The following is a 26167-nucleotide window of genomic DNA, read 5'->3' as shown; positions in this document are numbered from 1 at the left end:
CTTTTTGATTATTTATCATCTGGTGTGAGAATCATTGGAATAATGATTGGTTCACGTTCAGTTTTTTCGTATAGGAATGGACGAAGCGCGTTAACGATAGCACCGTTAACAGATTGGATACTTGCATCTTTGTTTTTCAAAGCAATGCGGATAGCGTTGAAGAGAACACGTTGACTTTCGCGAATAAGGTCCCCAGATTCACGCATGTAGATAAATCCACGACTAAGAATGTCTGGACCTGCCAAAATCATTTGGCTATCAAAGTCAACAGTAGCAACGGCAAGAACAACACCGTCTTCAGACAAATCACGACGATCGCGAAGTACGGCAGCACCGATATCCCCGATACCATTACCATCAACATAGATATCTTGGGCGTTAAAGTGTCCAGCACGACGAGCTGAGTTAGCTGTAAGAGCTAGCACATCACCGTTTTCCATGATGAAGATATTGTCTTTTGGCACACCTGTGTCCATCGCTAAGCCAGCATGGATTTTAAGCATACGGTATTCACCGTGAACAGGCATGAAGAATTTTGGTTTCATCAAGCGGAGCATAAGTTTTTGCTCTTGTTGTCCACCGTGACCAGATGTGTGGATATTGTTAACTTTTCCGTGGATAACTTCTACACCAGCTTCTTGGATAGTGTTGATAAGTTTGTTAACACTTGTTGTATTACCAGGAATTGGGCTAGAAGAGAAGATGACAGTATCGCCAGGTTGTAGTGTAACTTGACGGTGTGTACCATTAGCAATACGTGCTAGCGCAGCCATTGATTCACCTTGGCTACCTGTACACATAATCAAGATTTCACTAGCGTGGTAGTCTTTGATTTCGCTTGGTTCGATAAATGTTCCTTTTGGAACTTTGATGTAACCAAGTTCAATACCGTTTACAATGGCTTTTTCCATTGAACGTCCGAAGACTACGATTTTACGTCCAGTTTTAACAGCTGCTTCGGCAGCTTGTTGGAGACGGAAGATGTTTGAGGCAAATGACGCAAAGATAATACGTCCGTGGATACCTTCAATAATCTTCATAATAGATTGTCCAACAACTTTTTCTGAGTTTGTAAAGGTTGGAATTTCTGCGTTAGTAGAATCAGATAGCAAACATAGGACGCCATCCTCACCAAGTGCAGCCATGCGGTGAATATCTGCTGGTTCACCAACCGGTGTCCAGTCAAATTTGAAATCCCCTGTGCAGACAATTTTACCTTGTGGTGTGTGGATAACGATTCCTAGAGGTTCCGGAATTGAGTGGGTTGTACGGAAGAATGTAACGCTAAGGTTTTTAAAAGTCAACTCTGTATTGGCGTTGATTTCATAAAGTTTAGCGTCACGTAAAAGTCCGTGTTCTTCCAATTTTCCTTTGATAAGTGAAAGCGCAAGTGGTCCAGCATAAATTGGAATATTGGCTTGTTTCAAAAGAAATGGAATCCCACCAATGTGGTCTTCGTGCCCGTGAGTAATCACAAGGCCTTTAATGCGATCGATATTGTCAACGATATATGAATAGTCTGGAATAACGTAGTCAATACCGAGCAAATCGTCTTCTGGGAATTTGATACCAGCATCTACGATAATGATTTCATCTTGATATTCAATACCGTAAGTGTTTTTACCAATTTCTCCGAGACCACCAATCGCATAAACCCCAACTTCTTCGGGTTTTAAATTGATTTGTGACATGTTATAACTCCGTTAATTTAAAGGCACCTGTTTCTTTTTCGTAGGCTAGGTGTTTGTCTGAAAGAAGTTCAATGTATTCAACGTTGTAAGGTGTTTTTGCCTCTACAAGTTCACGAGTTTTGATACGTCCTTCAAGTTCGTTAGCTGCGTCAATTTCTAAATAAAGAGCTTTAGTTTGTTCGCGGCGTGGGTTACGTTCTTTTGTTTCTTGATAAAAAACTTTATAAATCATAGTTTTTTCCTTTCTTGATATACCTGTGGTTAATCAAACTACACAAAACACGTCAACTAGCTTGTACATACTTGCTACTTGACCAGTTCTTATTAAATTTTTTCTGAGTAATTGATTTAACCTTGATTCGTTGCAATTATTAAAATTATATCATAAAATAAGAAGTATAATCAAGTGAGGGAATTTAAATGATGAAAGTTTTAGCCTTTGATACTTCAAGTAAGGCTTTGTCTGTTGCCATCTTGGATGGTGAAAATTTACTAGCCGATGTAACGGTCAATATTAAGAAAAATCACAGCATTAATTTGATGCCTGCGATTGATTTTTTGATGAAAGCAGTTGATTTAAAACCAACTGATTTGGATAGAATTTCAGTAGCTCAAGGTCCTGGCTCATACACTGGGCTACGTGTGGCAGTTGCGACTGCAAAAACACTGGCATACACTTTAAATATTGAGTTGGTAGGTGTTTCTAGTCTTTACGCGCTTGCTGCTGCAGCTGATTTTGATGGCTTAGTTGTCCCAGTGATTGATGCTCGTCGTAATAATGTGTATGCTGGTTTTTACAAAGATGGTCAATCTCTTAAAGACGACCAACACATGAACTTTGCCGATGTTCTTGAAGCAGTTAAGGACGAAGAATCTGTTATGTTTGTTGGTGAAGTGGCTAATTTCAGCAATCAAATTGCTGAGAGTCTTCCGCAAGCTAAGGTTCTTTCTGTTTTGCCGTCAGCTTATGCTATTGGTAAACGTGGTCAAGAGTTACAACCAGTTGATGTGGATAGCTTTGTGCCAAGTTATCTAAAACGTGTCGAAGCAGAAGAAAATTGGCTTAAAACACACACAGAAAATCCAAGTGCAAATTATGTCAATCGCATCTAATATGAAAGATTTACAAGCAAGTGTTACTGCTGTTTATGAGATATTGTCAGATGTTTACCCAGTATCTCCGTGGTCTGAAAAGCAGATTTTATCAGACATGCAACAGGATAATGTTGATTACTTTTTTGTCAAAAAAGATGAAAAAGTTGTAGGATTTTTAGCCATTTCACAATTGGCTGGGGAACTAGAAATTACAAATATTGCCATAAAAAAAGCTTATCAAGGACATGGCTTAGGTAGTCAATTGTTGGCTAATCTGGACCATGTTGATTTTCCGATTTTCTTGGAAGTGAGAGCGTCAAATACTCCTGCACAAGCTTTGTATGAGAAATTTGGTTTTGACATTATTGGCAAACGTAAGCAATATTATCATGAACCAGTAGAAGATGCGATTATCATGAAGCGCGAAGGTAAATACGAGGTAATTAATCGATGAAAGATAGATATATTTTAGCCGTGGAGAGTTCTTGTGATGAAACAAGTATTGCGGTTTTGAAGAATGAAAGTGAGATTTTAAGTAACGTCATCGCAAGCCAAATCGAAAGTCATAAGCGTTTTGGTGGTGTTGTGCCTGAAGTTGCTAGTCGTCACCATGTTGAAGTAATTACAACTTGCTTTAAGGATGCTTTGGAAGCTGCAGGCATTGAAGTTAGCGACTTAGATGCGGTTGCGGTCACTTACGGACCTGGTTTGGTTGGTGCGATTCTGGTTGGAATGGCGGCTGCTAAAGCTTTTGCTTGGGCTAACAATTTGCCATTGATTCCAGTCAACCACATGGCAGGACACTTAATGGCGGCGCGTGAAGTAAAAGAACTTCAATACCCATTGATGGCTTTATTGGTTTCTGGTGGTCACACAGAACTTGTCTATGTGTCTGAACCAGGTAACTATAAGATTGTTGGTGAGACACGTGATGATGCTGTAGGTGAAGCTTATGACAAAGTTGGTCGTGTGATGGGCTTGACTTACCCAGCGGGACGTGAAATCGATCAATTGGCACATAAAGGAAAAGATATCTATGATTTCCCACGTGCGATGATTAAAGAAGACAATCTTGAGTTTTCATTCTCAGGGTTGAAATCAGCCTTTATTAATCTCCATCATAATGCGGCTCAAAAAGGTGAAACTCTTTCAAATGAAGATTTGTCAGCATCATTCCAAGCAGCTGTCTTAGATGTTTTAATGGCTAAAACCAAAAAAGCTTTGGAGAAATATCCAGTTAAAACCCTTGTAGTAGCAGGTGGTGTGGCGGCAAACCAAGGCCTTCGTGAACGTTTAGCAGATGAAATCACAGAAGCAGAAGTTGTCATTCCCCCACTACGTCTATGTGGTGATAATGCGGGAATGGTTTCACTAGCTGCAGCTATCGAATACGACAAAGGACATTTTGCAGGACTCGATTTAAATGCTAAACCAAGTCTTGCCTTTGATACATTGGATTAAATATAAATAAGCTCCTGAAAATTTCAGGGGCTTTTGACTTATTACCAGGTTTAGTAGTTTAATTTTGACATGAGTTTTTCGAGCTGAACAACTTCATCTGTGGATAAGTTTGATAATAGCAAATCAGATTGTTGCTGTTCATATTCATGAAGTTGTGGATAAATGTCCACGGCTTTTTCTGTTGGGTAAACACGCTTGATTTTTTGATTAACAGAATCTTTCTTTAATTCAAAATAGCCAAGCTTAACAAGTTTTTTGATGGTTCTAAAGGCTGTTGTGCGATCAATTTGGATATTATCAGCTAATTCCCCTAAAAACATACCAGGTTGTTCACAGATACGAATGATATAGATATAAAGGTTATTATTTAAGCCAAATTCTTTAAAGTGATTGTTAGAATCTATTTGAATAGTACGCGTAATGGCACCAATAGTACGAATGATTTTAAACATTTTATCTCCTCGAATAAATTTTATCAAAAAATTATTGCATTTACAATAAAATGTGCTATAATATGAGAAATATTATTGCAAATACAATTAAATAAAAGGGGAGAGTTTATGGAAATCAGAATTTTTGAGCCAAAATTTAATCAGTCAGTAAAAGAGATGATTTTAGATATTCAACAAAATGAATTTCTACTTCCAATCACGCTATCTGATCAACCTGATTTATTGGATATTGAACGTTCATACCAAAATAAAGGTGGACAGTTTTGGGTGGCTGTGGATAGCAGCAGTGGTCATGTAATTGGATGTCTTGGTTTAGTTGCACTTAGAGATGGGAATGTTGCTTTAAAGAAAATGTTTGTTGCAAAAACTTATCGAAAATTAGGTTTAGGGAAAAAGTTATTAGAAGAATTTATTACTTATTGTTATGAAAATAGTAAAAAGGCGATATTTCTTGGAACAACATCAGATTTTGAAGCTGCTCAATATTTTTATCAAAAATCTGGATTTAAAGAAATTACTTCGGCAGATTTACCTGAAGATTTTCCACGTTTAACTGTGGATAACCGTTATTACACTTATTACATTAACTAAAAAAGCAGACGTAGTCTGCTTTTTTGGTGATAAAAACTTTTTTCTTTCTAGATATATTACCAGCTGGCTTTTGTGACCCCAGGGATTTTTCCTTCGTGAGCAAGATTACGGAAGTTGATACGGCTCATGCCAAATTTTCGCATGTAAGCATGAGGACGACCGTCAATGCGGTCACGGTTTTTCAAGCGATTTGGATTTGAGTCGCGTGGTAATTTACGAAGGGCTTCGTAATCACCTTTAGCTTTTAGTTCGCGACGCAAGTCTGCGTATTGTTCAATGAGTTTTAATTGTTTATTGTATCTAGCGATTTTTGATTTTTTAGCCATAATATCTCCTTTTAGTTAACTGGTTAACAAAATTAATTATAACACTTTTAGGTCAAGAATCAAGCAAAAAACCTTAACTAGTTAAATATTTTTTTAAAAATATAAAAAAGAAATCCAAAATTGGATTTCTCAACAATTGTTAATAATGTAAACTTCCAGCAACCCAGCCTGTGCACAAGGCAACCGTGATATTAAAACCACCTGTGTGGGCATTGATATCAAGGACTTCGCCAGCAAAGTGCAAGCCTGGAACTTGCTTGCTTTCAAGAGTTTTAGGATTGATTTCTTTTAAGTCAACGCCGCCTTTGGTTACAAAGGATTTTGCGAGAGACATTTTTCCAGTGACCTTGATTGGTAAAGCTTTTATCTTATCCACAAGCTCTTTTTCTTGATTTGGGGTCAGTTGTTTGACTTTTTCAGGAAATGGCTGAGCAAAAAAGTTTGCTAAGCGCTCAGGGACAAGCATTTTAAGAGTATTCTTAAGTGATTTTTCACGATGTTCTTCTAAAAATGCAAGAAGGTCTTCTGTGGATATATTGGGGATAACATCGAGTGTGATAGTTTCTCCACCTTTAATAAAACTAGACATGCGAAGCGCAGCGGGTCCAGATAGTCCAAAGTGGGTAAAGAGTAAATCATGTGTAATGTGATGTTTCCCATAAGATAGGCTGATATCGCTCAGAGAAATTCCCTGAAGTTCCTTGTGTGGAAAATCTGTTAATAAAGGACTTTCTGCTGCTTCAAGTTCGGTTAAGTTTAACTTGAAGTGACGAGCGATTTCATAGCCAAATCCAGTCGAACCAGTTGATGGATAAGCTTTCCCACCAGTTGTGACAATGAGTTTTTTACAGACAAACTCATCTGAAGCTGATTTAATGTGGAAAAGCTCATCGATTTTCTTTACAGAAACAACTTCAGTATTTGTTAAGACTGTACCACCGAGTTCGCTAATTTTATGTGCTAGAGCATCGATGATTGTTTTGGATTTATCAGTTTTTGGGAAGACGCGCCCATGGTCTTCAACTTTTAAAGTAACGCCATTTTCTTCAAAGAAGCGCATAATATCATGGTTATCAAATTGAGAAAAGACACTGTAAAGAAAACGTCCATTGCCAGGGATGCCTTCCATCAGGTCATCGATAGTACCGTTATTTGTGACGTTACAACGACCGCCACCTGTACCAGCTAGTTTTTTGCCGAGGCGTTTATTTTTTTCAATCAGTAATGTTTTGTAGCCATAATAGCTGCTGGAAATAGCAGCCATCATTCCAGCAGGTCCCCCGCCGATGATAATTGTATCGTATTGTTTCATATAATCATTGTAGCATAAAATATTTCTATCCCGTAGTCAAATGCTAATAGATATTTTTGAAATAGAGTAGCGAGTTTACAGAAAATGACAGAAAGTTGACACGATTGCAAAAAAAGCCTATCAATTCAAGCTTTAAGCAGTCAAGTAACTGGCTAAAAATTGACAATCAAGTGTTCATGTGTTATCCTTTTCATAAGTATTTCAATGTAAAAGAGGATATTATGGCAATCGAGAAAACAGTTAGTGAAATTGCTGAGATTCTAGGAGTTAGCCGCCAAGCGGTTAATAATCGTGTTAAGAATCTCCCAGAAGAAGATGTAGATAAAAATGAAAAAGGTGTTACGGTGGTTAATCGTAGCGGCTTGATTAAACTAGAAGAAATCTATAAAAAAACCATTTTTGAAGATGATCCAATTGACGAAGAAACAAAACAACGTGAACTTTTGGAAATTTTAGTTGATGAAAAAAATACAGAGATTACACGTTTGTATGAGCAACTAAAAGCTAAAGACAAACAATTGGCTTCAAAAGATGAGCAACTTCGTGTTAAAGATGTTCAAATTGGTGAGAAAGACAAGCAACTAGATCAACAGCAACAGTTGACGCTAGCAGCTATGGAAGATAGCAAACGTCTTCAACTTGAACTTAATGAAGCTAAGGCTGAGTTTGAAGAAATTCAAACAAAAACTGAAGAAGCTATTCAAGAACAAGAAGAGCAAGCAGCTGCTCCGAAAGGATTCTTTGCGCGTCTCTTCGGTAAAAAATAAGCTTATTAGGCGGAGCTGGGACGAAAGTTCCAGCTTATTTTATAACGAAATGATTATATTTTTAGGGAGGAATTATGGAAAAGCTATCTGAGTACATTGCTTTTGACTTGGAATTTAATACTGTTGCTGAAATTAGTCACATCATTCAGGTTTCTGCTGTAAAATTTCGAGATGGTGTAGAAGTTGACAACTTTGACACTTACGTTTACACAGATGTTCCTTTACAATCTTTTATTAATGGCTTAACAGGTATTACATCTGAAAAAATTGCTAAGGCACCAAAATTGGATAAAGTTTTGGCTGATTTTAAAGATTTTGTTGGCAAAACAGCTCTCGTTGGCTACAATGCCTTGAAATCAGACCTTCCTTTGTTAGTTGAAAATAATTTAGACTTGACAGAGCTTTACAAGGTTGATTTGTATGATGAAGCTTATGAACGTCGTAGCTCAGATTTAAATGGTATTGCCAATCTTAAATTAACAAGTGTTGCTGACTTTTTAGGAATTTCTGGACATGGGCATAATTCTTTGGAAGATGCTCGTATGACAGCTCTAGTCTATGAAAAATTTATGGAATTTGATGAGAATAAATCTTATCTGAATCAGCAAGAAGAAGAGCATGGCGATAATCCATTTGCTGCTTTGGGTGGCTTTTTCGATTAAGAGCTTAGCTATTTTTCAAAGAAGGAAAAATCATCTAGGGTAACCTCTTGCTTGTGACCTTAGGTTATGTCCTATAATGAGGGCAGAAAGGAGGTGAAGGAAATGTCTCAGACTTACACAACTGGTGATTTGGCTAAATTGGCTGGTGTTTCGGTTCGCACAGTGCAGTACTACGATAAGCGTGGTATTTTGCTACCGTCACAATTGACAGAAGGTGGTCGTCGTATCTATACCGAGAGTGATTTGGAACGGCTACATTTGATATGTTTTTTACGAGAGTTGGATTTTTCGATTGAGCAGATTAAGCGTCTTTTTGCTGAAAAAAATGCCAAGCAGGTTTTAGAACTTCTTCTTGTGGAGCATATCAAAGACACCAAAGAGCAGCTTGCTGAAAAGAAAGCTAAACTTGACACTGCTGTAAACTTACTTGACAGAGTTAAGAGCCAGTCAGGACAATCACTAGACTTTTTATCAGACATTTCTCTTACCATGAAAAATCAATTATCTTTGAAAAAGGTCCATCGGAAGATGTTTTTCATCTTTTTGCCTTTAATTATCCTTCAAGTGGGAAGCATAGTATGGGCAATTGTGGCAAGGAATTTTTGGATTTATCTGCTTGCTGAAATCATCATACTACCTTTTGCAATCTGGTTTTCAAAGGTATATGCTCAAAATGTAGCTTATGTTTGCCCAAATTGTCATCATTGCTTTCAACCAAGTTTTAAGACATTTTTCTTTGCAGCGCACACACCTAAGACAAGAAAGCTCACTTGTCCACATTGCCATGAAAAATCATATTGTTTAGAAGTAGCTAATGACATTTAAAAAGCTCGAACCGATTGGTTCGAGCTTTTTTGTCTGGCATTATTAGAATGGTAATTTTCCTGCAAAAGCGCCAAGTGTTTTTTGAGTAGCAGCATCAACTTGAGAAAGAGCATCGTTGATAGCTTGTGTTGTCATATCTTGAAGAGTTTCGATATCATCTGGGTCAACGATAGCATCTTTGAATGAGATGTTAACCAATTTTTTGTCACCTGTGAATTCAGCAACAACTAATTCTTGAGCTGATTTTCCAGTGAAAGTTGTGCTAGCCAATTCAGCTTGTTTTTTCTCCATTTGTTTTTGGAGTTTTTGAGCTTGGCGCATCATGTTTTGCATGTTCATCATAATAATCTAGATTCCTTTCGTAGCGAGGGTTTGAGCCTTTATTAATTTGGAAATTTATCTTGAAAAAGATATTAATATTATAGCATCTTTCCTATAGAACTTAAAGTTTGGAGTTAGGGTTATGATTATTGTTTTTGGTCTGATAAGAGAGGATTTTACAAAAACTTTACAAAAAACAGGTAATGGATTTGATATTAACTGCTTATAATGACGACTATAAAGATGTTAAAGGAGAAAGCCATGAAAAAATGGAAAATGTTAGCCGGTTTAGCTCTACTTAGTTTGGGAGCAGGTTCAGTCTTATCTGCTTGTGGAAAATCATCTAAAACTGAGTCAGGAACGGGGCAGATTAATGTTGTCTCTCGTGAAGAAGGATCAGGGACACGCGGTGCTTTTGTTGAGCTTTTTGATTTAAAAGGAAAAAATAGTAAAGGCGATACAGTTGATATGACTACATCAAGTGCTATCGTAACGAACTCAACATCGGTCACATTAACGACTGTTGCTGGAGATAAGTCAGCAATTGGTTATGCATCATTAGGTGCTCTTAATGACAGTGTCAAAGTTTTGAATATCGATGGCCAAAAAGCTAGTGTTGAGACAATTAAGGATGGTTCTTATAAGATTTCTCGTCCATTTAATATTGTGACAAAATCAGAAATTAGTAAGTCAGCAAAGGATTTCATGGCTTATATCTTAAGTAGTGATGGTCAAAAGATTGTTAAGGATAATGGCTATATTCCTCTTGAGCAAAAAGAGCCTTATCAAACAAGTGTGACTACTGGAAAAGTAGTGGTTTCTGGATCTAGTTCGGTAACTCCAGTTATGGAAAAATTGAAAGAAGCTTATGGCAAAGTTAATCCAGGTGTTAAAGTCGATATTCAACAAAGTGACTCATCAACCGGTATCACTGACACTATTGATGGAACATCGGATATTGGTATGGCTTCTCGTGAATTAGAGGAAGCTGAAAAAGCAAAAGGTGTTTCATCAAGTGTTATTGCAATGGATGGCATTGCACTTGTTGTCAATAAGGCTAATGAGGTAGAAAATTTGACCAGCCAACAGGTAAAAGATATCTTTTCTGGCAAAATAACAGACTGGAAAGACTTGACTGATTAAGAGGATGTCATGAATCACAAAAAAGAAAAAATCATGCAGGGGCTATTCTTTTTAACAGCCTGTATTTCAATCGTTTCAGTTTTATTGATATGCATTTTCTTGTTGGCAAATGGACTGCCTGCTATTAAAGAAATTGGCATTAAAAATTTTCTTCTGGGAGAAATTTGGCGTCCATCAAGTAATGAATTTGGCATTTTACCAATGATTGTTGGGTCACTTTATGTGACGCTGGGAGCTTTAGTCATAGGGGTTCCGATTGGTATCTTTACGGCAGTTTTTATGGCAAAATTTTGTCCACCTGTTCTTTATAAGCTTTTGAAGTCAGCTATTAATTTAATGGCAGGAATTCCGTCGGTTGTTTATGGTTTCTTTGGTTTAGTTGTCCTTGTTCCCTTTGTGCGTAATTACATTGGTGGCTATGGTATGGGAGTACTAACGGCATCGATTCTTTTGGGGATAATGATTTTGCCAACTATAGTTAGTGTGTCGGAATCAGCGATTAGGGCTGTGCCTAATCATTATTACGAAGGAGGATTAGCTTTAGGAGCTTCTCATGAAAGAAGTATATTTTTTGTGGTACTTCCAGCTGCCAAACGTGGCATATTGGCGTCCGTTATTCTCGGACTTGGTCGCGCTGTTGGAGAGACTATGGCTGTTATTATGGTAGCAGGTAATCAGGCGATTTTACCAAGCTCATTAACCTCAGGGGTTCGAACACTAACAACAAATATTGTTATGGAAATGGGGTATTCATCAGGACTTCATAGGCAAGCTTTGATTGGAACGGCTGTTATTTTGTTTCTGTTTGTCTTGATTGTTAACATTGCTTTTTCATTATTACGGAAAGAGGATTAGTATGAAAAATATCAATCAGAGAAATATCAAACAAAAGATTGACTCTCGTAAAAAAGATCCTCTGTCGATGATTTTATTTTGCATGGTGTATTTGGCAGCCTTCTTAAGTTTTTTAGTTATCACTTTTATTGTCATTTATATTCTAGTTAAGGGTGTACCTCATCTTAGTAAGGGCTTATTTGCTTTAACTTATACGACAGAAAATGTTTCTTTATTACCAGCTTTGATTAACACCTTGTTGATAGCGGTATTGACTCTTTTGATTGCTGTTCCGATTGGAATTGGTGCTTCTATTTACCTAACGGAATACGCTAGAAGGGATAACACATTAGTTTCAATTATTAGGATTGCTACCGAAACACTTTCAGGAATTCCATCGATTATTTATGGTTTGTTTGGGGCACTTTTCTTTGTTAAGTATGCGCATTTTGGTCTTTCTTTGTTATCAGGTGGTATTACGTTAAGTATTATGATTCTTCCCCTAATCATGCGTACAACGGAAGAAGCTTTACTATCTGTTCCTGATGGGTACCGAGAAGGAGCCTTTGCTTTAGGTGCTGGAAAATTACGGACAATTTTTAGAATAGTTTTACCAAGTGCAATACCGGGTATTTTCTCAGGGGTTATTTTAGCAATTGGCCGTATTATCGGAGAATCTGCGGCTCTTATTTTTACAGCTGGAACTGTTGCGGAAGTAGCAAGAAGTGTCTTTAGTTCCTCTAGAACTTTAGCAGTTCATATGTATGCGATATCTGGTGAGGGCTTATATCTTAATCAGACTTATGCAACAGCAGTAGTTCTCTTGGTATTAGTCATTGGTATTAATGTTTTATCTGGTTTTGTGGCTAGACGTCTAGGAAGTGAGATGAGTGATGAGTAAGTTAATTGTTGATAATTTAGATTTATATTATGGTGATTTTCACGCGTTAAAATCGATTGATTTAGAAATTCCAGCAAATGGAATCACAGCTTTTATTGGGCCGTCAGGGTGTGGAAAATCCACCTTGTTAAAAAGTTTGAATCGCATGAATGATTTGGTTAAAGATTGTCGTATCACTGGGAAAGTGATTCTAGATGATGAAGACATTTATCAAGATATTGATATCAACAGATTACGTAAAAAAGTTGGTATGGTATTTCAAAAGCCAAATCCATTTCCAATGAGCATTTACGACAATATTGCCTTTGGACCGAGAACACATGGGATTCACGCGAAGACTCAACTAGATGAAATTGTTGAACGTTCTTTAAAACAAGCAGCAATTTGGGATGAGGTCAAAGATCGTTTGACGAAATCGGCTATGGGTTTATCGGGTGGTCAACAACAACGTCTCTGCATTGCGCGTGCTTTAGCTATTGAGCCAGAAGTTTTATTGATGGATGAACCAACTAGTGCATTGGATCCTATATCAACGTCAAAAATCGAAGATTTGGTGATTGCTTTAAAAGAAAAATATAGCATTGTCATGGTAACTCATAATATGCAACAAGCAGTGAGAATTTCAGATAAGACAGCTTTCTTTCTCATGGGGGAGTTGGTTGAGTGTAATCAAACAAGCCAGCTCTTTTCACTGCCGCAAGATGAAAGAACAGAAAATTATATTACAGGGAGATTTGGATGATTCGTTCAACATTTGAAAATCAACTGCAAGAGCTAACGAAAAATGTCATCCTGATGGGAGCCTTGTGTGAGGATGTCATTTCAAAATCAGTTCAATTTTTGAAGAAAGATGATTCGTATTTGGTTAACAATGTGGTTAAAACCTACCAGAAAATTGAACGGCTTGAGCGTGATATTGAGGAGCAGTGTTTGAAATTACTCTTACGTCAACAGCCTGTTGCTAAAGATTTAAGGCGAGTTTCAGCAGCATTGAAGATGGTTTATGACATGAAACGTATTGGAGCGCAAGCTGCAGAAATTGGTGAAATTGTGAATCAAGGTCACATTCAACCTGGACCAGAGTTAGAGTATTTGCAAAAAATGGTCGGCCATGTTGTAGGTATGGTAACAACCAGTATTGATGCCTTTGTATACGACAATGAAGAGATGGCAAATCAGGTTGTTTGTTACGACAATACAGTTGACCAAGATTTTGATACAATAAAGGTAAATTTGATGACATATTTTTCAGGCAAAGATGTTGATGGCGAGCATGCTATTGATGTCTTGATGGTAGCTAAATACATTGAACGTATCGGTGACCATACGGTTAATATTGCCAAATGGGTGATTTTTTCCATTACTGGGCAATTAGATGGAGATGACATATGATTTACTGTGTTGAAGACGATGATGATATCCGTGAATTGATGCTCTATACTTTAAAAACAGCTGGTTTTGAAGCACAAGGATTCTCAAATGCCGATGATTTTTGGCAAGCCATGTCTAGTCAAAAGCCAGATTTGGTTTTATTAGATATTATGTTGCCTGGAAGTGATGGTTTAACTATTTTAGAAAAATTAGAAGAACCCCCTGCGGCAGAAGATATCTCAGTCATTATGGCGACAGCTAAAGGAACAGAATACGATAAGGTAAAAGGGCTAGATATGGGAGCTGATGATTACCTTGTAAAGCCTTTTGGCATGATGGAGATGATTTCACGAATTAAGGCTGTTTTGCGTCGAAGTCAAAAAACTTCTGCTCCTAAGCAGCTACAGCTTGGAAATTTATCACTAGATGTACAAAATTATATTGTAAAAAAAGATAATCGAGTGATTCATTTAACCTTGAAAGAATTTGAACTTCTTGCTCTATTGATGAAAAATCCAAATCGTGTATTTACCAGACAAGATTTGCTTAGTCAAGTCTGGGGAGATGATTTCTTAGGTGAAACGAGAACTGTGGATGTTCATATTGGAACGCTTCGAACAAAGCTTGGTGATGCTAGCCATTATATTCAAACGATTCGTGGTGTCGGTTATCGCCTGGAGGATGACAATGGTTAAGAAGATTTTTCATTCGACACTTATGGTAACTTTGGGGATTCTCTTTTTGGCAATCATGTTGATTATGGGAGTACTTTACGGTTATTTTGCTCAGGTACAAAAAGAGCAACTTCAGACAGAGACGTCTTTGGTTGCTCAAGGGGTTAATCTTGAGGGAAAAAGCTATTTTAATCACCTTAAGGTATCAGGAGTTCGGATGACTTGGATTGACCATAAAGGAGATGTTCTTTATGATAGTCAGTCTAATGCAAAGAGGATGGATAATCATGCCAATCGGAAAGAATTCAAGGAAGCCTTGGCAGATGGTTATGGAGAAAGCACGCGCTATTCATCGACTTTAACAACTAAGTCCTTGTATTTAGCACAGCGTCTTGATGACGGAACGGTTATCCGATTATCAGTGACACAGCACAGCTTATTATTACTGTATATTCGCATGTTTCAACCATTTGCCTTGATTATCATATTAGCTATTGCTTTATCAATCTGGGTTGCGCGATATACTGCCAAACGTATTGTGGCTCCTCTAAATGATTTAGATCTAGATCAGCCACTGCAAAATGAAGCTTATGATGAAATTTCTCCTTTGTTAAGACGAATTGATCATCATCAAAAAGCGTTGAGTAAGCAAGAAGCCTTGTTAAACCAGAAAAAAGAAGAATTTGATACCATCATTTCAAAAATTAAAGAAGGTATTATTTTGTTGGATGCTAAGTGTCAGGTGATTAGTATTAATGACGCGGCGCAACAACTTTTTCAGACAGATCAAACTTGTCTTGGAAAAGACATCTTACAAATTACGAGAGACTTGTCGTTTCATAAATGGTTAAAATCAGGTCTAGCTGGTCATAAGCAAGAGGGAATTATTCATTTTGACAAAGAGAGTTATAAAGTTCTGATTCGCCCGATTTTATTTGATGGTCATGTGACAGGTTTGGTCATTCTTTTATTTGATGTGACGGAACAATTACAAATTGAGCAGCTGCGTCATGAATTTACGGCTAATGTCTCACATGAATTAAAGACACCTTTACATGTTATCTCGGGATACTCAGAGATGCTGGTTAATGGAATGGTTTCAAGTGAGGATACTCCTTATTTTGCAGGCAAAATTTACAAAGAATCTAAGCGCATGGTTCAACTAGTTGAAGATATTATCAATCTTTCACATTTGGATGAGACTGATCAGGTACCTATGGAAACATTGGACATCTATGCAATTGCTAAAAATGTTCTTGATAGTTTGTCTACCAAAGCTAGTCAGAGACAGATCCATTTACACTTAACAGGTCAGCCAACCATGATGCTAGGAAATCCTGCTTTGATTCACTCAGTTTTGTACAATCTCTGCGATAATGCTATTACTTATAACCGTGATAAAGGAAGCGTCGAAGTTACAATAACATCGGATAAAAAACACGTTTTCTTAGCTATTAAGGATACTGGTCTTGGAATTCCAAAAGAAGAACAAGAACGGATTTTTGAACGCTTCTATCGTGTTGATAAAAGTCGCTCAAGAAAAGTTGGTGGAACTGGTCTTGGTTTGTCTATTGTCAAACATGCTTTAAAACTTCATGAGGCTACTATCCAAGTCAGAAGTCAGGAAAATATTGGAACACAGATGTTACTAACATTTCATAAATAAAAAAGGTTGAACCTAGGGTTCAACCTTTTTATAATTATTTTTCTACCGGAAGACTAATGCTTGATTGGTCTAAATCAACGGTTAAAATATAATTGCTATTGTCGCGGATAGTGTGTTCAAAGTCTGTAGTGTAGAGAAGGACACGTAAATTATCACCTTTTTTAAGTTTATAGATGCTTGGTTGGAGAGTGAAATCAAGTGTCATCCATTCATTTGGTTTGATGTCTTCAACTGTTAGCAAATCATTTCGGTTTTGAAGATTGAGAACACCTTTTGTGATGACACGTTCTTGTGTTTTGACAAATGGTAATTCTTTAAGTGCTTCACGTGAGAAGTTGCGGCCGTTATCGATAGCATGTAGAGCTCGATTGGTTGGAACATCTTTGAAGCGTTTCTTCTGACCATAGTCTAAAACTTGTGCTGACAAGAGACCTTTATTTTCACTTGATTTAAGTGTCAAATGTAATGTTACCTGACCATTGATTTGATAATCTTGGTTAACTGGAATATCAAGGCAAATGTTATTTGCTTTTCCTGCAAATAAGTCACTCTTGAATGTGCGGAAGTTTTTACTATAACGTTCAAAGTCATCTTTACCATAATGGTTATCAATGATTTGAAGGTCTTTTCCAAGAGGCAATGTTTCTTGGTTAGCACTACCAAATTGTGTTAAGCTGCTTGTCCAAGTTTGTTCTTGACTATTATCTTGCCAAATCAAAGTTGGTAAATCAAAGTGATTATCTTGACCTAAGAGTTTTTGAGAGAGCAAAGCATTCATGCTTTCACGAAAATCAATAGATTGCCAGTTGTGCATGTAGACATGTTCTCCATTGTGAAGGAAGGCATGCTTTTCAACAGAGCTTGGCAATGCGTTAAAAATGTTAAAAATGTGACGTGGTTTAACGTTCCAGTCTTGAAGACCGTGTGTGTAAACACAAGTAGCTTTAACTTTATCAGCGTGTGGAAGATAGTTGCGGTCATGCCAGAATTGGTTGTAATCGCCAGAAGTACGATCAAGTTCTGAAGATTGTTCATCTAAAAGTTCTTGATAGTGTGCGTTGTTACGGAGATAATCACCAGAAAGCAAATTACGTGAGTAAGTCAATTCGGTAAGGACATCGAGGTCTTCACCAGGGTAACCACCAGGGCTGCAGACAAGACCATTTTCACGGTAGTAGTCATACCAAGATGAAATAGCTGATTCGGCAATGATGACTTTTAGTCCTTCAACGCCGGTTGTGGCAAGGGCAGTTGACATAGTTCCAAGATAAGATTTACCAGTGGTACAAACTAAACCATTCGACCAATCAGCTAGCACTTTTTGATCACGACGATGGCTAGAAAAGGCGATTGCTCTGCCATTTAACCAATCAATAACAGCTTTAAAACTTTCTACCTGAGCGTAGTCACCACTTGTCATAAAGCCATTTGAGCCAGCGGTTCCCACACCAGAAACGTAGATATTAGCAAATCCACGAGCTAAGAAATAGTCATTCAAGGTATAAGGATCGATAAAGCTAAAACTTTCTTCAGCATCACCGACTGGAAGGTCTAGCTCAGGAGTTTCAAGTGGCTCGAAGTCACGTGTCTCCACACTGATTTTACCAGCAGATTTGATGGCTAAGTCGCCTTCCATTTTGTAAAGTTTCTTGTCGTTAGCAACGCCATTTGTCCCTTCGTGGTAAGGACTCGCTGTCATCATGGTTGGCACGTGATGTTTGGTATTTGGTCGAATGATATTGACTTTAATCAAATCCAATTGTCCATCTTGATCGGTATCAAGAGGAGATTGAACGTAGACAACTTCACGAATCAAGTCATTCGTATCAAAGGTCGCTAAAGATTTGCCGTTGAAGAAATGATAATCATTATCAACTGGAATCAGACCTTTACTGATTAAATCATCAAGTAAAGTCATTCCGCCTTTTTGGCGGCTAACAAGGAGGTGGTAAAGGGCCTCAATAACGTGTCCTTTTTGATAATTGATTGGAAAATCGATTTTCTCTAAAAAGTCAGTTGTATCTGTAAAATCAACGTGTGGTGTGAATCCGAGTAATTGAAGGGCGATGGTATAAAAAATATCTGCCGTTAGAGGACGATCAGATTTGAAAAATGTCAGTAAATCTGTCTCAAAATCTGCAATAAGATTGTGAAGTGGGTAATCCGTGTCTTTATAATTAAAGAAAATCTTACGACAGAAGTGCTCCAGTGTCTCTTTATCAGATTGATGTTTGTTAAGCTCAAATCCAAGAGCTTGTAATTCTTGTTCACAAGCATCGGCAGGCCTTGGTATGTAAGAGAATTGGTTATATTTCATGAAAATTTCTCCTTCTAAAAGTAAACGTTTTAATTTTACAGATAACCTTTACATTATCTATTATACTTGATAAAATGTTAGTTGTCTAAACTATATTTTTTTTGGAGGAAACAAAAAGACATGGACTTTTCATGGACTGTGAAATACATCACAGAATTTATTGGAACAGCTCTTCTTATCATCCTTGGTAACGGTGCTGTTGCAAACGTTGATCTTAAAGGTACAAAAGGACACAACTCAGGTTGGGTTATCATCGCTCTTGGTTATGGTTTTGGTGTTATGATGCCAGCTCTTATGTTTGGTAACGTTTCAGGTAACCACATCAACCCTGCTTTCACAATTGCACTTGCAGTTTCAGGTATGTTTGAATGGTCACACGTTGCTCAATATATTATCGCTCAAGTACTTGGTGCAATGTTTGGTCAATTGCTTGTTGTTATGGTTCACAAACCATACTACCTTCAAACTGAAAACCCAAATGCTATCCTTGGTTCATTCTCAACTATCTCAGCTGTTGACGATGGTACAAAAGAAACTCACAAAGCTGCATGGGTTAATGGTTTCTTGAACGAGTTCCTTGGATCATTTGTACTTTTCTTTGGTGCAATGGCTCTTACTAAAAACTACTTTGGTGCACAATTGATTTCTCAATTGACTGCTGCAGGTTATGATGCTTCAACAGCTGCAACTCAAGTTGCTCCTTACACTACGGGTTCACTTGCTGTTGCTCACATGGGTATCGGATTCCTTGTTATGACACTTGTAACTTCACTTGGTGGTCCTACAGGTCCTGGTCTTAACCCTGCACGTGACCTTGGTCCACGTATCGTCCATGCTTTGCTTCCAAAATCAATTCTTGGTGAACACAAAGGCGATTCTAAATGGTGGTATTCATGGGTACCAGTTGTAGCTCCAATCCTTGCTGGTATTGCTGCAGTTGCCTTGTTCAAATTCTTATACCTATAAGATAACCAGATAATAAACCAGAAAAGAACCTTCGGGTTCTTTTTTATTAAGCTTGGAGAGCATAATTTCTTGTCAAACTGACTATTTTTTTCTAAAATAGAAAAGACCCGGTCCTTATTTTTGTAAGAACTTGTACAACATAATCTAACAAAAAACACTGTGAGGAGATAATTATGACTTTATTTAACGGAGTCACGTTTAGGCATCCCGTTTTACGTATCAACAATCGTGATCATAACATCGATTTTTATCAAAAATTAGGCTTTAAGTTAGTGAATGAAGAAAATGCTATTGCTGTATTTTCAACAAAACAACGAAATGCTCGTTTCGTTATTGAAGAATCACCAGCACCTGATACACGTGCAGTTCAAGGCGATAAGAAAATCAATAAAATCGTTGTTAAAATCCCTAAAGCAAATGAAATTGAAGCTATTTTAGGAAATGGTATCGATGTGGAACGACTTTTCAAAGGTAAACGTGGATATGCTTTTGAGACAGTATCTCCAGAAGGTGACCTTTTCCTCTTGCATTCAGAAGATAACATCCATGAATTAAGAGAAATTGAGAACAAAACATTTCCTGAAAATGATGATTTAAAAGAAGTTTCTGAGTTCCATTTTGAAAGTTTAACACTTAATGTTGCTGACAAAGCTGGCACACAAGCCTTCTATCAAACCGTATTCGGTGGTAAATTGCCGTTAGATCTTCAGTTTGAACAAGGAAATGGAGCAGATTTAACTGTTGACCCTCAAAAAACATGGGATTTGGAAATCCTAGAATTTAAGGTTCCTAAGAACTACGATCTTAAAGCTTTGGCTGATTATTTAGAGGCTAAAGGACAATCTATCTATTTAGATAAAAAAGAAAGTGTTTTGGTTCTTTCGGATCCTAGTCAAGTTGAAATTTGGTTTATCAAATGACAGATTTGCTAGACATTATCAATAATCAAATCGATCGCAATATTTATCATGGAGCTAGTTTAGCTCTTTTTAAAGACAATCAATGGAATGAGCATTATATTGGAACGATTGATGGTAAGACTCCTGTTGTTTCTGGTTTAGTTTATGATCTGGCCTCTGTATCTAAGGTGGTTGGTGTCGGAACGGTTGTTATTTCACTTGTCCGTGAAGGAAAGTTAGATATTGATGCACCGCTTAAGCAGTATTATCCTGATTTTCATGAGGAAAAACTGACGCTTCGCCAGCTCTTAACACATAGCAGTGGAATTAATCCTTTTATTCCGAATCGTGATGCACTTAATGCCAAGGAGTTAAAAGAGGCTATTAATCACATTACAGTAGAAGATAAAAAAGATTTCTTGTACACAGATATTAACTTTTTATTGCTTGGTTTCATGTTAGAAGGTATTTTTGGGAAATCTTTAGATGAGATTTTCAAAGAAACTGTCTTTGAACCTTTTGACATGACTAAGACAGGTTTTGGACCGTTTAAAGGTGCTGTGCCAACGGTAGCAGGGATTTCTGACGGAGTTGTCCATGACCCTAAAGCTAAGGTGCTTAAAAATCACGCTGGCTCAGCTGGGCTATTTTCTAATCTAGCTGACCTTGAAAAGCTGTGTCAGCATTATCTGACGGATGATTTTGCGCGTGATATTTGGCAAAACTTTAGTCATGCTAATAAGGAACGTTCACTTGCTTGGAATAAAGAAGGAGATTGGCTAGACCACACGGGTTATACGGGGACTTATGTGGCTATTAACCATAAAGAGCAAAAAGCGGCTATTTTTTTAACTAATAGGACCTATTCTTACGATGACCGTCCGCTTTGGATTAAAGAACGTCAGAAAATTTCTAACTGGATTCAGGAAAATTTTTAAAAAGATTGCTATTTTTGTGAAAACGTTTTACTTTTTCTCAGCTTTTTTAGTGTGAAAGTGCTATAATGAAGGTAACTAGAGAAAAGGAGGACAAGGTTATGGCAGATGTACTTACTGTTGTTTTCAATGTTGAAAGTGAAGCTTATCAAGCATTTTCAGAATTAAAAGCTTTCAAGCAAGACAGCCACACCCAAATCGCACAAATCGCCTTGGTCAAGAACGAAGATGGTAAAATTACAATCAAAGATTCTGTTGATTTTGATGATACCAGCCATGAATATGCAACGATTGGTGGCATTGTCGGTGGTTTGATTGGTATCTTGAGCGGACCGATTGGTGTTATTATCGGCTACGGTATCGGAAGTCTTGCTGGTGCTGCGAGTGGTAGTATGACAGATGCTACTGACAATAGCTTGATTGAAGAAGTGACAACTAAGCTACTTGATGGCGATGTTGCTGTTATTGCTTTGGTGCATGAAGAGGACGAAAGTATATTGAACCATGTCTTTGCTCCTTATAAGACTAATATTATGCGTTGGGATGCTGTTGCCCTTGCTCGCGAAGTTGAACTTGCAGGTCAAGTTCAAGATGAACTTTTTGATAAAGTTCAAGAAGACATGAATGAACGTCGTGTCAATCATTTAAAAGAACAGGGTAATGATATTGCAGAAGCCATTAAGGCTAAGTTCCGTCGCTTAAGAGGAAAAGAATAGTTCTAAGCAGTCAGATATACTATTCATCTCTAAACAGTGAAAAATAAACACTCTTGACTTTTGGTCAGGAGTGCTTTTTTATTTTATAAAGTTTTCATCATGCTGATATGTTGGATGCCTGCTTCTTCAAATTCTTCACCAAAAGGAGTAAAGCCAAGTTTATCGTAAAAGCCTTTTGCGGTTAATTGCGCATGGAGAATTATTTCTTTAAAGCCTTGCTGTTTACAAAAAGTGATGACCTCTTCTAGAAGGTGTTTTCCAAAATGCTTTCCTTGTTGGTCGGGAAGAACAGCCATACGCTGCAAGGTGGCTTTGCTGTGGTCTTGATTTGGCAAAATACGGCAAGTAGCGACAGCATTTCCTAAGTCATTATAAAGAACAAAATGCAGGCAATAAGCTTCGTTTTCATCAATTTCAAGAGATAAAGGAACACCTTGTCCTTTTACAAAAACGATTTGACGGATTTTCATGGCATCCAAGTAGGTATCTGAAAGTGTGTTTCTGGTTTGTTTGATTTTCATAGCTCTATTTTAAGGACAAAAAAAGACTCTGTCAACTGACAAAGTCTTTTTCGATATTTATTATTTAGCAGCAACAGTTTCAGCAACGTCATCCATTGAAAGAACTTCGTGGAAGACGCGTTGTGTCAATTCTGTCTTTTGTTCTTTTGTAAGGTATTTAGTGTTTACACAGTAACCTGAGATACGAACGATAACATCTTCACCATTCATAATCTTGTCATAAACATCTTTAAGGTCCATGACGTTCAAGTTAACGTGTTGTCCACCGTTTTCGAAGTAACCATCAAGGATAGTTACCAAGTTATCAACTTGTTCATCAAATGTCTTACCAAGAGCGCGTGGAGAAACTTGAGTTGTAAGTGAGATACCATCTGCAGCATATGAGAAGTCAAGGCTTGCAAGAGAGTTCAAGTTTTGTAACCAACCACCACGAGCTTTGTTAGATGGGTTAGCACCTGGTGAGAAGAATTCAAGTTTAGAAAGGTTTACGGTACCATCTTCGTTAAGGTAAACACCTTTGTGAACTGGAGAGTTACCAGTTTGTTTAGAGTAAGCAACGTTTGAAGTGATTGTAAGAAGTGATACAGTAGCTTCAGCATTTTTGTAAAGTTTGTGGCTACGAAGACGAGTAGTGTATGCTTCTACCAACCATTCAGCCAATTCGTTTGAACGAGGGTCATCTTCACCCCAACGAGGGAAATCACCAGTTGTTTCGTAATCGTAGATGTAGCCATCTTCATCACGGATTGGTTTAACAGTAGCGTACTTGATTGCTGACAATGTATCAACAGTATTAGCGAAACCACAGATACCGAATCCCATGTTGGCACGTTGTTTAGTTGGCAAGAATGCCATTTGAACAGCTTCGTAGTTGTATTTATCAGTCATGTAGTGAATGATATTAAGAGCATCTACGTAAGTTGAAGTCAACCAATCAAGAGATTTTTCAAAGTTAGCTTTAACAGTTTCGAAATCAAGGATTTCGTCACGAACTGGCTCGATGTCAAATACTTTGTAGTCTTTGTGAACATCATCGTAACCACCGTTCAAACCAGTAAGAAGGGCTTTAAGGACGTTTACACGAGCACCAAAGTATTGGATGTTGTGACGTTGTTCTTCGTTTTCTGGGTCAAGTGGTGATACACAACATGAGATACATGACATTTCACCATAACCGTCTTTAGCCATTGTTGTTACACCTTCGTATTGGATTGAAGAGTGTTTGTGTGACATTTTCATACAGTAGCGACGGAATGAATATGGCAATTTATCAGTCCAAAGAACTGTCAAGTTTGGTTCTGGAGCGTTACCGATGTTGTCAAGTGTGTGCAAGAAACGGTAGTCCATTTTAGTAACACGGTGACGACCGTCAGCACCCATACCAGCCATAGATGTAGTGATGAATGTTGGGTCACCAGAGTAAAGTTCGTCGTAAGCTTTAGTACGAGCAAATTTTACAGTACGAAGTTTCAAGACAAAGTCATCGACAAATTCTTGGATTTCTGATTCTGTGAAAGTACCACGAGCAAGGTCACGTTCAGCAAAGATATCAAGAACGATTGGCACACGTCCAAGAGAAGTAGCAGCACCGTTGATAACACGACATACGGCCATGAAGGCGATGTTTACCCATTGGATAGCTTCTTTAACGTTCATAGCTGGTTTACGGACATCAACACCGTAAAGGTCACCAAGTTTAACAACTTCACCAAGAGCTTGGTATTGCATGTTAACTTCTTCGCGCAGACGAATAGATTCTTCGTCGATTTCAGTGATAGCGTTCCAGTCGTTAACTTTTTCTTGCATCAAGTAGTCTGCACCATAAAGAGCAAGACGAGCATAAACACCGATGATACGTCCACGTGAGTAAGCATCTGGAAGACCAGTTACTGTGTGAGCGTGACGGGCACGGCGGATATTAGATGTATAAGCGCGGAAAATTCCGTCATTTACTGTAGTAGTGTATTTTGTGAAAATTTCATGAACAGCAGGATCTGGTTCATAACCATGTTCTTTAAGTGCTGTTTCTGCCATACGGATACCACCTTTTGGCATGAAATTCAATTTGAACAACTCATCATTTTGAATACCGTAGATTAATTCATCGTCTTTTGAAATATAGCCGGCAGGAATATCTGCGATTGATGTTGGACGAGTGTCCATTGGGAAACGAGTTGCTTCGTATTTAGCTTTAGTGTCTTCAATGATTTTCTTGATTTTAAGAGAGCGTTCAGTAGCTGGTGCTAAGAAGCTTTCATCACCATCATATGGTGTGTAGTTAGCTTGAACGAAGCGAGAAACGCTGGCTTTTTCTTTCCAGTCAGTACCTTTAAAGCCTTCCCAGGCTTTTTCAAAAACATCTGCATTTGTTTTAACAGTCGCCATAATGAGATTTCTCCTTAAATTCTAGTAACAAGTCATCTGTTACATTTACAAGTATAAGTTTAGCACAAAGGAAGCGTTTTCCCAAGCGAAAAAATTGGAAAAAACAAGAATCTTTTCTAGTACAGTTTCAGAAACTCGGGTAACTGTACTAGAAATTTGTAAGTTTTGCTTGAAAGCAATGAAAATTGTTATAATAGAGTCAGAAAGGACTGGATGATGCTTATTTTTCCATTAATTAATGACACTTCTCGAAAAATTATTCACATTGATATGGATGCCTTTTTTGCATCAGTGGAAGAAAGGGATAATCCAGACCTCAAAGGAAAGCCTGTGATTATCGGCTCTGATCCGCGTAAGACAGGTGGACGAGGCGTCGTATCGACATGTAACTATGAAGCCAGAAAATTTGGCGTTCATTCGGCCATGTCTTCAAAAGAAGCTTACGAACGTTGTCCACAGGCTATTTTTATTTCTGGAAATTATCAGAAATACCGAGAAATCGGAATGCAAATTCGTGAGATTTTCAGACGTTACACCGATCTTGTTGAGCCCATGTCGATTGATGAGGCTTACTTGGATGTGACTGAAAATAAACGCGGCATCAAGTCAGCGATTAAAATCGCTAAAATGATTCAATATGATATTTGGCAAGAAGTTCACCTGACTTGTTCAGCTGGTGTCTCTTATAACAAATTTCTAGCTAAACTAGCTTCGGATTATGATAAACCGAAAGGTTTAACCTTAGTATTGCCAGAAGATGCGCAGGATTTCTTGAAAAAATTACCAATTGAAAAATTTCATGGTGTTGGTAAAAAATCAGTTGAAAAACTGCATCAAATGGGTGTTTTTACGGGGGCGGATTTATTAGAAATACCAGAGATGACCTTGATTGATCATTTCGGGCGCTTTGGTTATGATTTGTACCGTAAAGCGCGAGGTATTTCAAATTCACCAGTCAGACCCAATCGTATTCGAAAATCTATTGGGAGTGAACGTACCTACAGTAAATTACTGTACGAGGATGCTGATATTAAGTCGGAGATTTCAAAAAATACACGTCGAGTTGTGGACAGCTTAATGCGAAATAATAAAGTTGGTCGCACTGTCGTTTTGAAGGTTCGATACGCGGATTTTTCGACTTTAACCAAGCGTAAAACACTAGATGATGTCACCAATGATTTTGAGGTGATTGACCAAGCTGCTCATGCGATATTTGACAGCTTAGAAGAATCAAAATCTGGTGTGCGTCTTCTTGGGGTTACTATCACGGGATTAGAAGATAATATTCGTCCATTAAATCTCTTTTAAAAATTAAAATACCGTCTTAGCTCAAGTT

The 26167-nt window shown here is 37.7% G+C and carries 28 protein-coding genes; 19 read left to right on the top strand and 9 right to left on the bottom strand.

Features of this window, described 5'->3' with window-relative positions; genetic code table 11:
• Positions 1–8: 8 nt before the first annotated feature.
• Positions 9–1691, bottom strand: a complete 1683-nt coding sequence (gene rnjA, locus BMX18_RS03660) for a ribonuclease J1 (RefSeq protein WP_039696257.1) — start codon at positions 1689–1691, stop codon at positions 9–11.
• A gap of 1 nt (position 1692) precedes the next feature.
• Positions 1693–1923, bottom strand: a complete 231-nt coding sequence (locus tag BMX18_RS03655; protein ID WP_039696258.1) for a DNA-dependent RNA polymerase subunit epsilon — start codon at positions 1921–1923, stop codon at positions 1693–1695.
• A gap of 188 nt (positions 1924–2111) precedes the next feature.
• Between BMX18_RS03655 and tsaB the strand changes: the two genes are divergently transcribed.
• Genes tsaB through tsaD form a run of 3 tightly spaced genes read left to right on the top strand, consistent with a single transcriptional unit; the run spans position 2112 to position 4247 of the window.
• On the top strand, positions 2112–2804 hold the full coding sequence (gene tsaB / locus BMX18_RS03650) for a tRNA (adenosine(37)-N6)-threonylcarbamoyltransferase complex dimerization subunit type 1 TsaB (RefSeq protein WP_080728286.1): 693 nt from the start codon (positions 2112–2114) through the stop codon (positions 2802–2804).
• 1 nt (position 2805) lies between these two features.
• Positions 2806–3240 (top strand): ribosomal protein S18-alanine N-acetyltransferase, encoded by a 435-nt coding sequence (rimI, locus tag BMX18_RS03645; protein ID WP_234787205.1) that lies wholly within the window; start codon positions 2806–2808, stop codon positions 3238–3240.
• Positions 3237–4247 (top strand): tRNA (adenosine(37)-N6)-threonylcarbamoyltransferase complex transferase subunit TsaD, encoded by a 1011-nt coding sequence (tsaD, locus tag BMX18_RS03640; RefSeq protein ID WP_039696260.1) that lies wholly within the window; start codon positions 3237–3239, stop codon positions 4245–4247. Before rimI ends, tsaD begins: the two co-directional genes overlap by 4 nt.
• Positions 4248–4297: 50 nt before the next feature.
• On the opposite strand, the gene BMX18_RS03635 is transcribed toward tsaD, so the two are convergent.
• A complete protein-coding gene (locus BMX18_RS03635) occupies positions 4298–4699 on the bottom strand; it encodes a MarR family winged helix-turn-helix transcriptional regulator (protein ID WP_074868581.1) in 402 nt (133 codons plus the stop codon).
• A gap of 108 nt (positions 4700–4807) precedes the next feature.
• Here BMX18_RS03635 and BMX18_RS03630 point away from each other — a divergent pair, with 108 nt between their 5' ends.
• A complete protein-coding gene (locus BMX18_RS03630) occupies positions 4808–5290 on the top strand; it encodes a GNAT family N-acetyltransferase (protein ID WP_074868578.1) in 483 nt (160 codons plus the stop codon).
• 56 nt (positions 5291–5346) lie between these two features.
• Here BMX18_RS03630 and rpsN read toward each other — a convergent pair whose 3' ends face one another.
• A complete protein-coding gene (rpsN, locus tag BMX18_RS03625) occupies positions 5347–5616 on the bottom strand; it encodes a 30S ribosomal protein S14 (protein ID WP_024343539.1) in 270 nt (89 codons plus the stop codon).
• Positions 5617–5755: 139 nt separating this feature from the next.
• Entirely contained in the window at positions 5756–6928 is a 1173-nt protein-coding gene (locus tag BMX18_RS03620) for an aminoacetone oxidase (RefSeq protein WP_074868574.1), read from the bottom strand.
• A gap of 221 nt (positions 6929–7149) precedes the next feature.
• Here BMX18_RS03620 and BMX18_RS03615 point away from each other — a divergent pair, with 221 nt between their 5' ends.
• The 3 genes from BMX18_RS03615 to BMX18_RS03605 all read left to right on the top strand — a co-directional run bounded on the left by BMX18_RS03615 (position 7150) and on the right by BMX18_RS03605 (position 9182).
• Positions 7150–7695 (top strand): DUF536 domain-containing protein, encoded by a 546-nt coding sequence (locus tag BMX18_RS03615; RefSeq protein ID WP_074560905.1) that lies wholly within the window; start codon positions 7150–7152, stop codon positions 7693–7695.
• 74 nt (positions 7696–7769) lie between these two features.
• A complete protein-coding gene (locus BMX18_RS03610) occupies positions 7770–8357 on the top strand; it encodes a 3'-5' exonuclease (RefSeq protein WP_093815119.1) in 588 nt (195 codons plus the stop codon).
• Between the two features lie 102 nt (positions 8358–8459).
• Positions 8460–9182 (top strand): MerR family transcriptional regulator, encoded by a 723-nt coding sequence (locus BMX18_RS03605; protein ID WP_093815117.1) that lies wholly within the window; start codon positions 8460–8462, stop codon positions 9180–9182.
• A 42-nt stretch (positions 9183–9224) separates the two neighbouring features.
• Here the strand turns inward: BMX18_RS03605 and BMX18_RS03600 are convergent, their stop codons facing one another.
• Positions 9225–9524, bottom strand: a complete 300-nt coding sequence (locus BMX18_RS03600) for a YbaB/EbfC family nucleoid-associated protein (RefSeq protein WP_039696271.1) — start codon at positions 9522–9524, stop codon at positions 9225–9227.
• 240 nt (positions 9525–9764) lie between these two features.
• On the opposite strand from BMX18_RS03600, the gene BMX18_RS03595 reads away from it, so the two are divergent.
• Genes BMX18_RS03595 through BMX18_RS03565 form a run of 7 tightly spaced genes read left to right on the top strand, consistent with a single transcriptional unit; the run spans position 9765 to position 16092 of the window.
• A complete protein-coding gene (locus BMX18_RS03595) occupies positions 9765–10646 on the top strand; it encodes a substrate-binding domain-containing protein (protein ID WP_093815115.1) in 882 nt (293 codons plus the stop codon).
• A 9-nt stretch (positions 10647–10655) separates the two neighbouring features.
• The gene (gene pstC / locus BMX18_RS03590) at positions 10656–11501 is read left to right on the top strand and encodes a phosphate ABC transporter permease subunit PstC (RefSeq protein ID WP_039696275.1); all 846 of its coding nucleotides are present in this window, start codon (positions 10656–10658) and stop codon (positions 11499–11501) included.
• A 1-nt stretch (position 11502) separates the two neighbouring features.
• Positions 11503–12381 carry a phosphate ABC transporter permease PstA gene (pstA, locus tag BMX18_RS03585; protein ID WP_074868563.1) on the top strand — a complete coding sequence of 293 codons (879 nt, stop codon included), beginning with the start codon at positions 11503–11505 and terminating at the stop codon, positions 12379–12381.
• The gene (gene pstB / locus BMX18_RS03580; protein WP_074868561.1) at positions 12374–13123 is read left to right on the top strand and encodes a phosphate ABC transporter ATP-binding protein PstB; all 750 of its coding nucleotides are present in this window, start codon (positions 12374–12376) and stop codon (positions 13121–13123) included. The genes pstA and pstB overlap by 8 nt, the downstream gene beginning before the upstream one ends.
• On the top strand, positions 13120–13773 hold the full coding sequence (gene phoU / locus BMX18_RS03575; RefSeq protein WP_093815113.1) for a phosphate signaling complex protein PhoU: 654 nt from the start codon (positions 13120–13122) through the stop codon (positions 13771–13773). Before pstB ends, phoU begins: the two co-directional genes overlap by 4 nt.
• Complete coding sequence (locus tag BMX18_RS03570; RefSeq protein WP_093815111.1) at positions 13770–14447, top strand: response regulator transcription factor; 678 nt, start codon at positions 13770–13772, stop codon at positions 14445–14447. The genes phoU and BMX18_RS03570 overlap by 4 nt, the downstream gene beginning before the upstream one ends.
• Complete coding sequence (locus BMX18_RS03565; RefSeq protein WP_093815109.1) at positions 14440–16092, top strand: ATP-binding protein; 1653 nt, start codon at positions 14440–14442, stop codon at positions 16090–16092. Before BMX18_RS03570 ends, BMX18_RS03565 begins: the two co-directional genes overlap by 8 nt.
• A 34-nt stretch (positions 16093–16126) precedes the next feature.
• Here BMX18_RS03565 and BMX18_RS03560 read toward each other — a convergent pair whose 3' ends face one another.
• The gene (locus BMX18_RS03560; RefSeq protein ID WP_074868554.1) at positions 16127–18409 is read right to left on the bottom strand and encodes a Xaa-Pro dipeptidyl-peptidase; all 2283 of its coding nucleotides are present in this window, start codon (positions 18407–18409) and stop codon (positions 16127–16129) included.
• Between the two features lie 120 nt (positions 18410–18529).
• On the opposite strand from BMX18_RS03560, the gene gla reads away from it, so the two are divergent.
• The 4 genes from gla (at position 18530) to BMX18_RS03540 (ending at position 21925) form a co-directional block, all read left to right on the top strand.
• On the top strand, positions 18530–19375 hold the full coding sequence (gene gla / locus BMX18_RS03555; RefSeq protein WP_074868551.1) for an aquaglyceroporin Gla: 846 nt from the start codon (positions 18530–18532) through the stop codon (positions 19373–19375).
• Positions 19376–19548: 173 nt separating this feature from the next.
• Entirely contained in the window at positions 19549–20295 is a 747-nt protein-coding gene (locus BMX18_RS03550) for a CppA family protein (protein ID WP_093815107.1), read from the top strand.
• Positions 20292–21212 (top strand): serine hydrolase domain-containing protein, encoded by a 921-nt coding sequence (locus BMX18_RS03545; RefSeq protein ID WP_093815164.1) that lies wholly within the window; start codon positions 20292–20294, stop codon positions 21210–21212. The genes BMX18_RS03550 and BMX18_RS03545 overlap by 4 nt, the downstream gene beginning before the upstream one ends.
• 98 nt (positions 21213–21310) lie before the next feature.
• The gene (locus tag BMX18_RS03540) at positions 21311–21925 is read left to right on the top strand and encodes a DUF1269 domain-containing protein (RefSeq protein WP_093815105.1); all 615 of its coding nucleotides are present in this window, start codon (positions 21311–21313) and stop codon (positions 21923–21925) included.
• Between the two features lie 83 nt (positions 21926–22008).
• Here the strand turns inward: BMX18_RS03540 and BMX18_RS03535 are convergent, their stop codons facing one another.
• Together BMX18_RS03535 and pflB are read right to left on the bottom strand one after the other, a co-directional pair.
• A complete protein-coding gene (locus BMX18_RS03535) occupies positions 22009–22446 on the bottom strand; it encodes a GNAT family N-acetyltransferase (RefSeq protein WP_074626823.1) in 438 nt (145 codons plus the stop codon).
• Between the two features lie 60 nt (positions 22447–22506).
• Positions 22507–24831: a formate C-acetyltransferase gene (pflB, locus tag BMX18_RS03530; protein WP_074560890.1), complete on the bottom strand. Its 2325-nt coding sequence runs from the start codon at positions 24829–24831 to the stop codon at positions 22507–22509.
• Between the two features lie 216 nt (positions 24832–25047).
• On the opposite strand from pflB, the gene dinB reads away from it, so the two are divergent.
• Entirely contained in the window at positions 25048–26139 is a 1092-nt protein-coding gene (gene dinB, locus BMX18_RS03525) for a DNA polymerase IV (RefSeq protein ID WP_074626849.1), read from the top strand.
• Positions 26140–26167: the final 28 nt, after the last annotated feature.

The sequence above is a fragment of the Streptococcus sp. 45 genome (assembly GCF_900108865.1).
GTDB classification, from domain to species: Bacteria; Bacillota; Bacilli; order Lactobacillales; family Streptococcaceae; genus Streptococcus; species Streptococcus ruminicola.
Note: the sequence above shows the minus strand (reverse complement) of the source record. Positions and strands in the feature narration are given on the sequence as shown.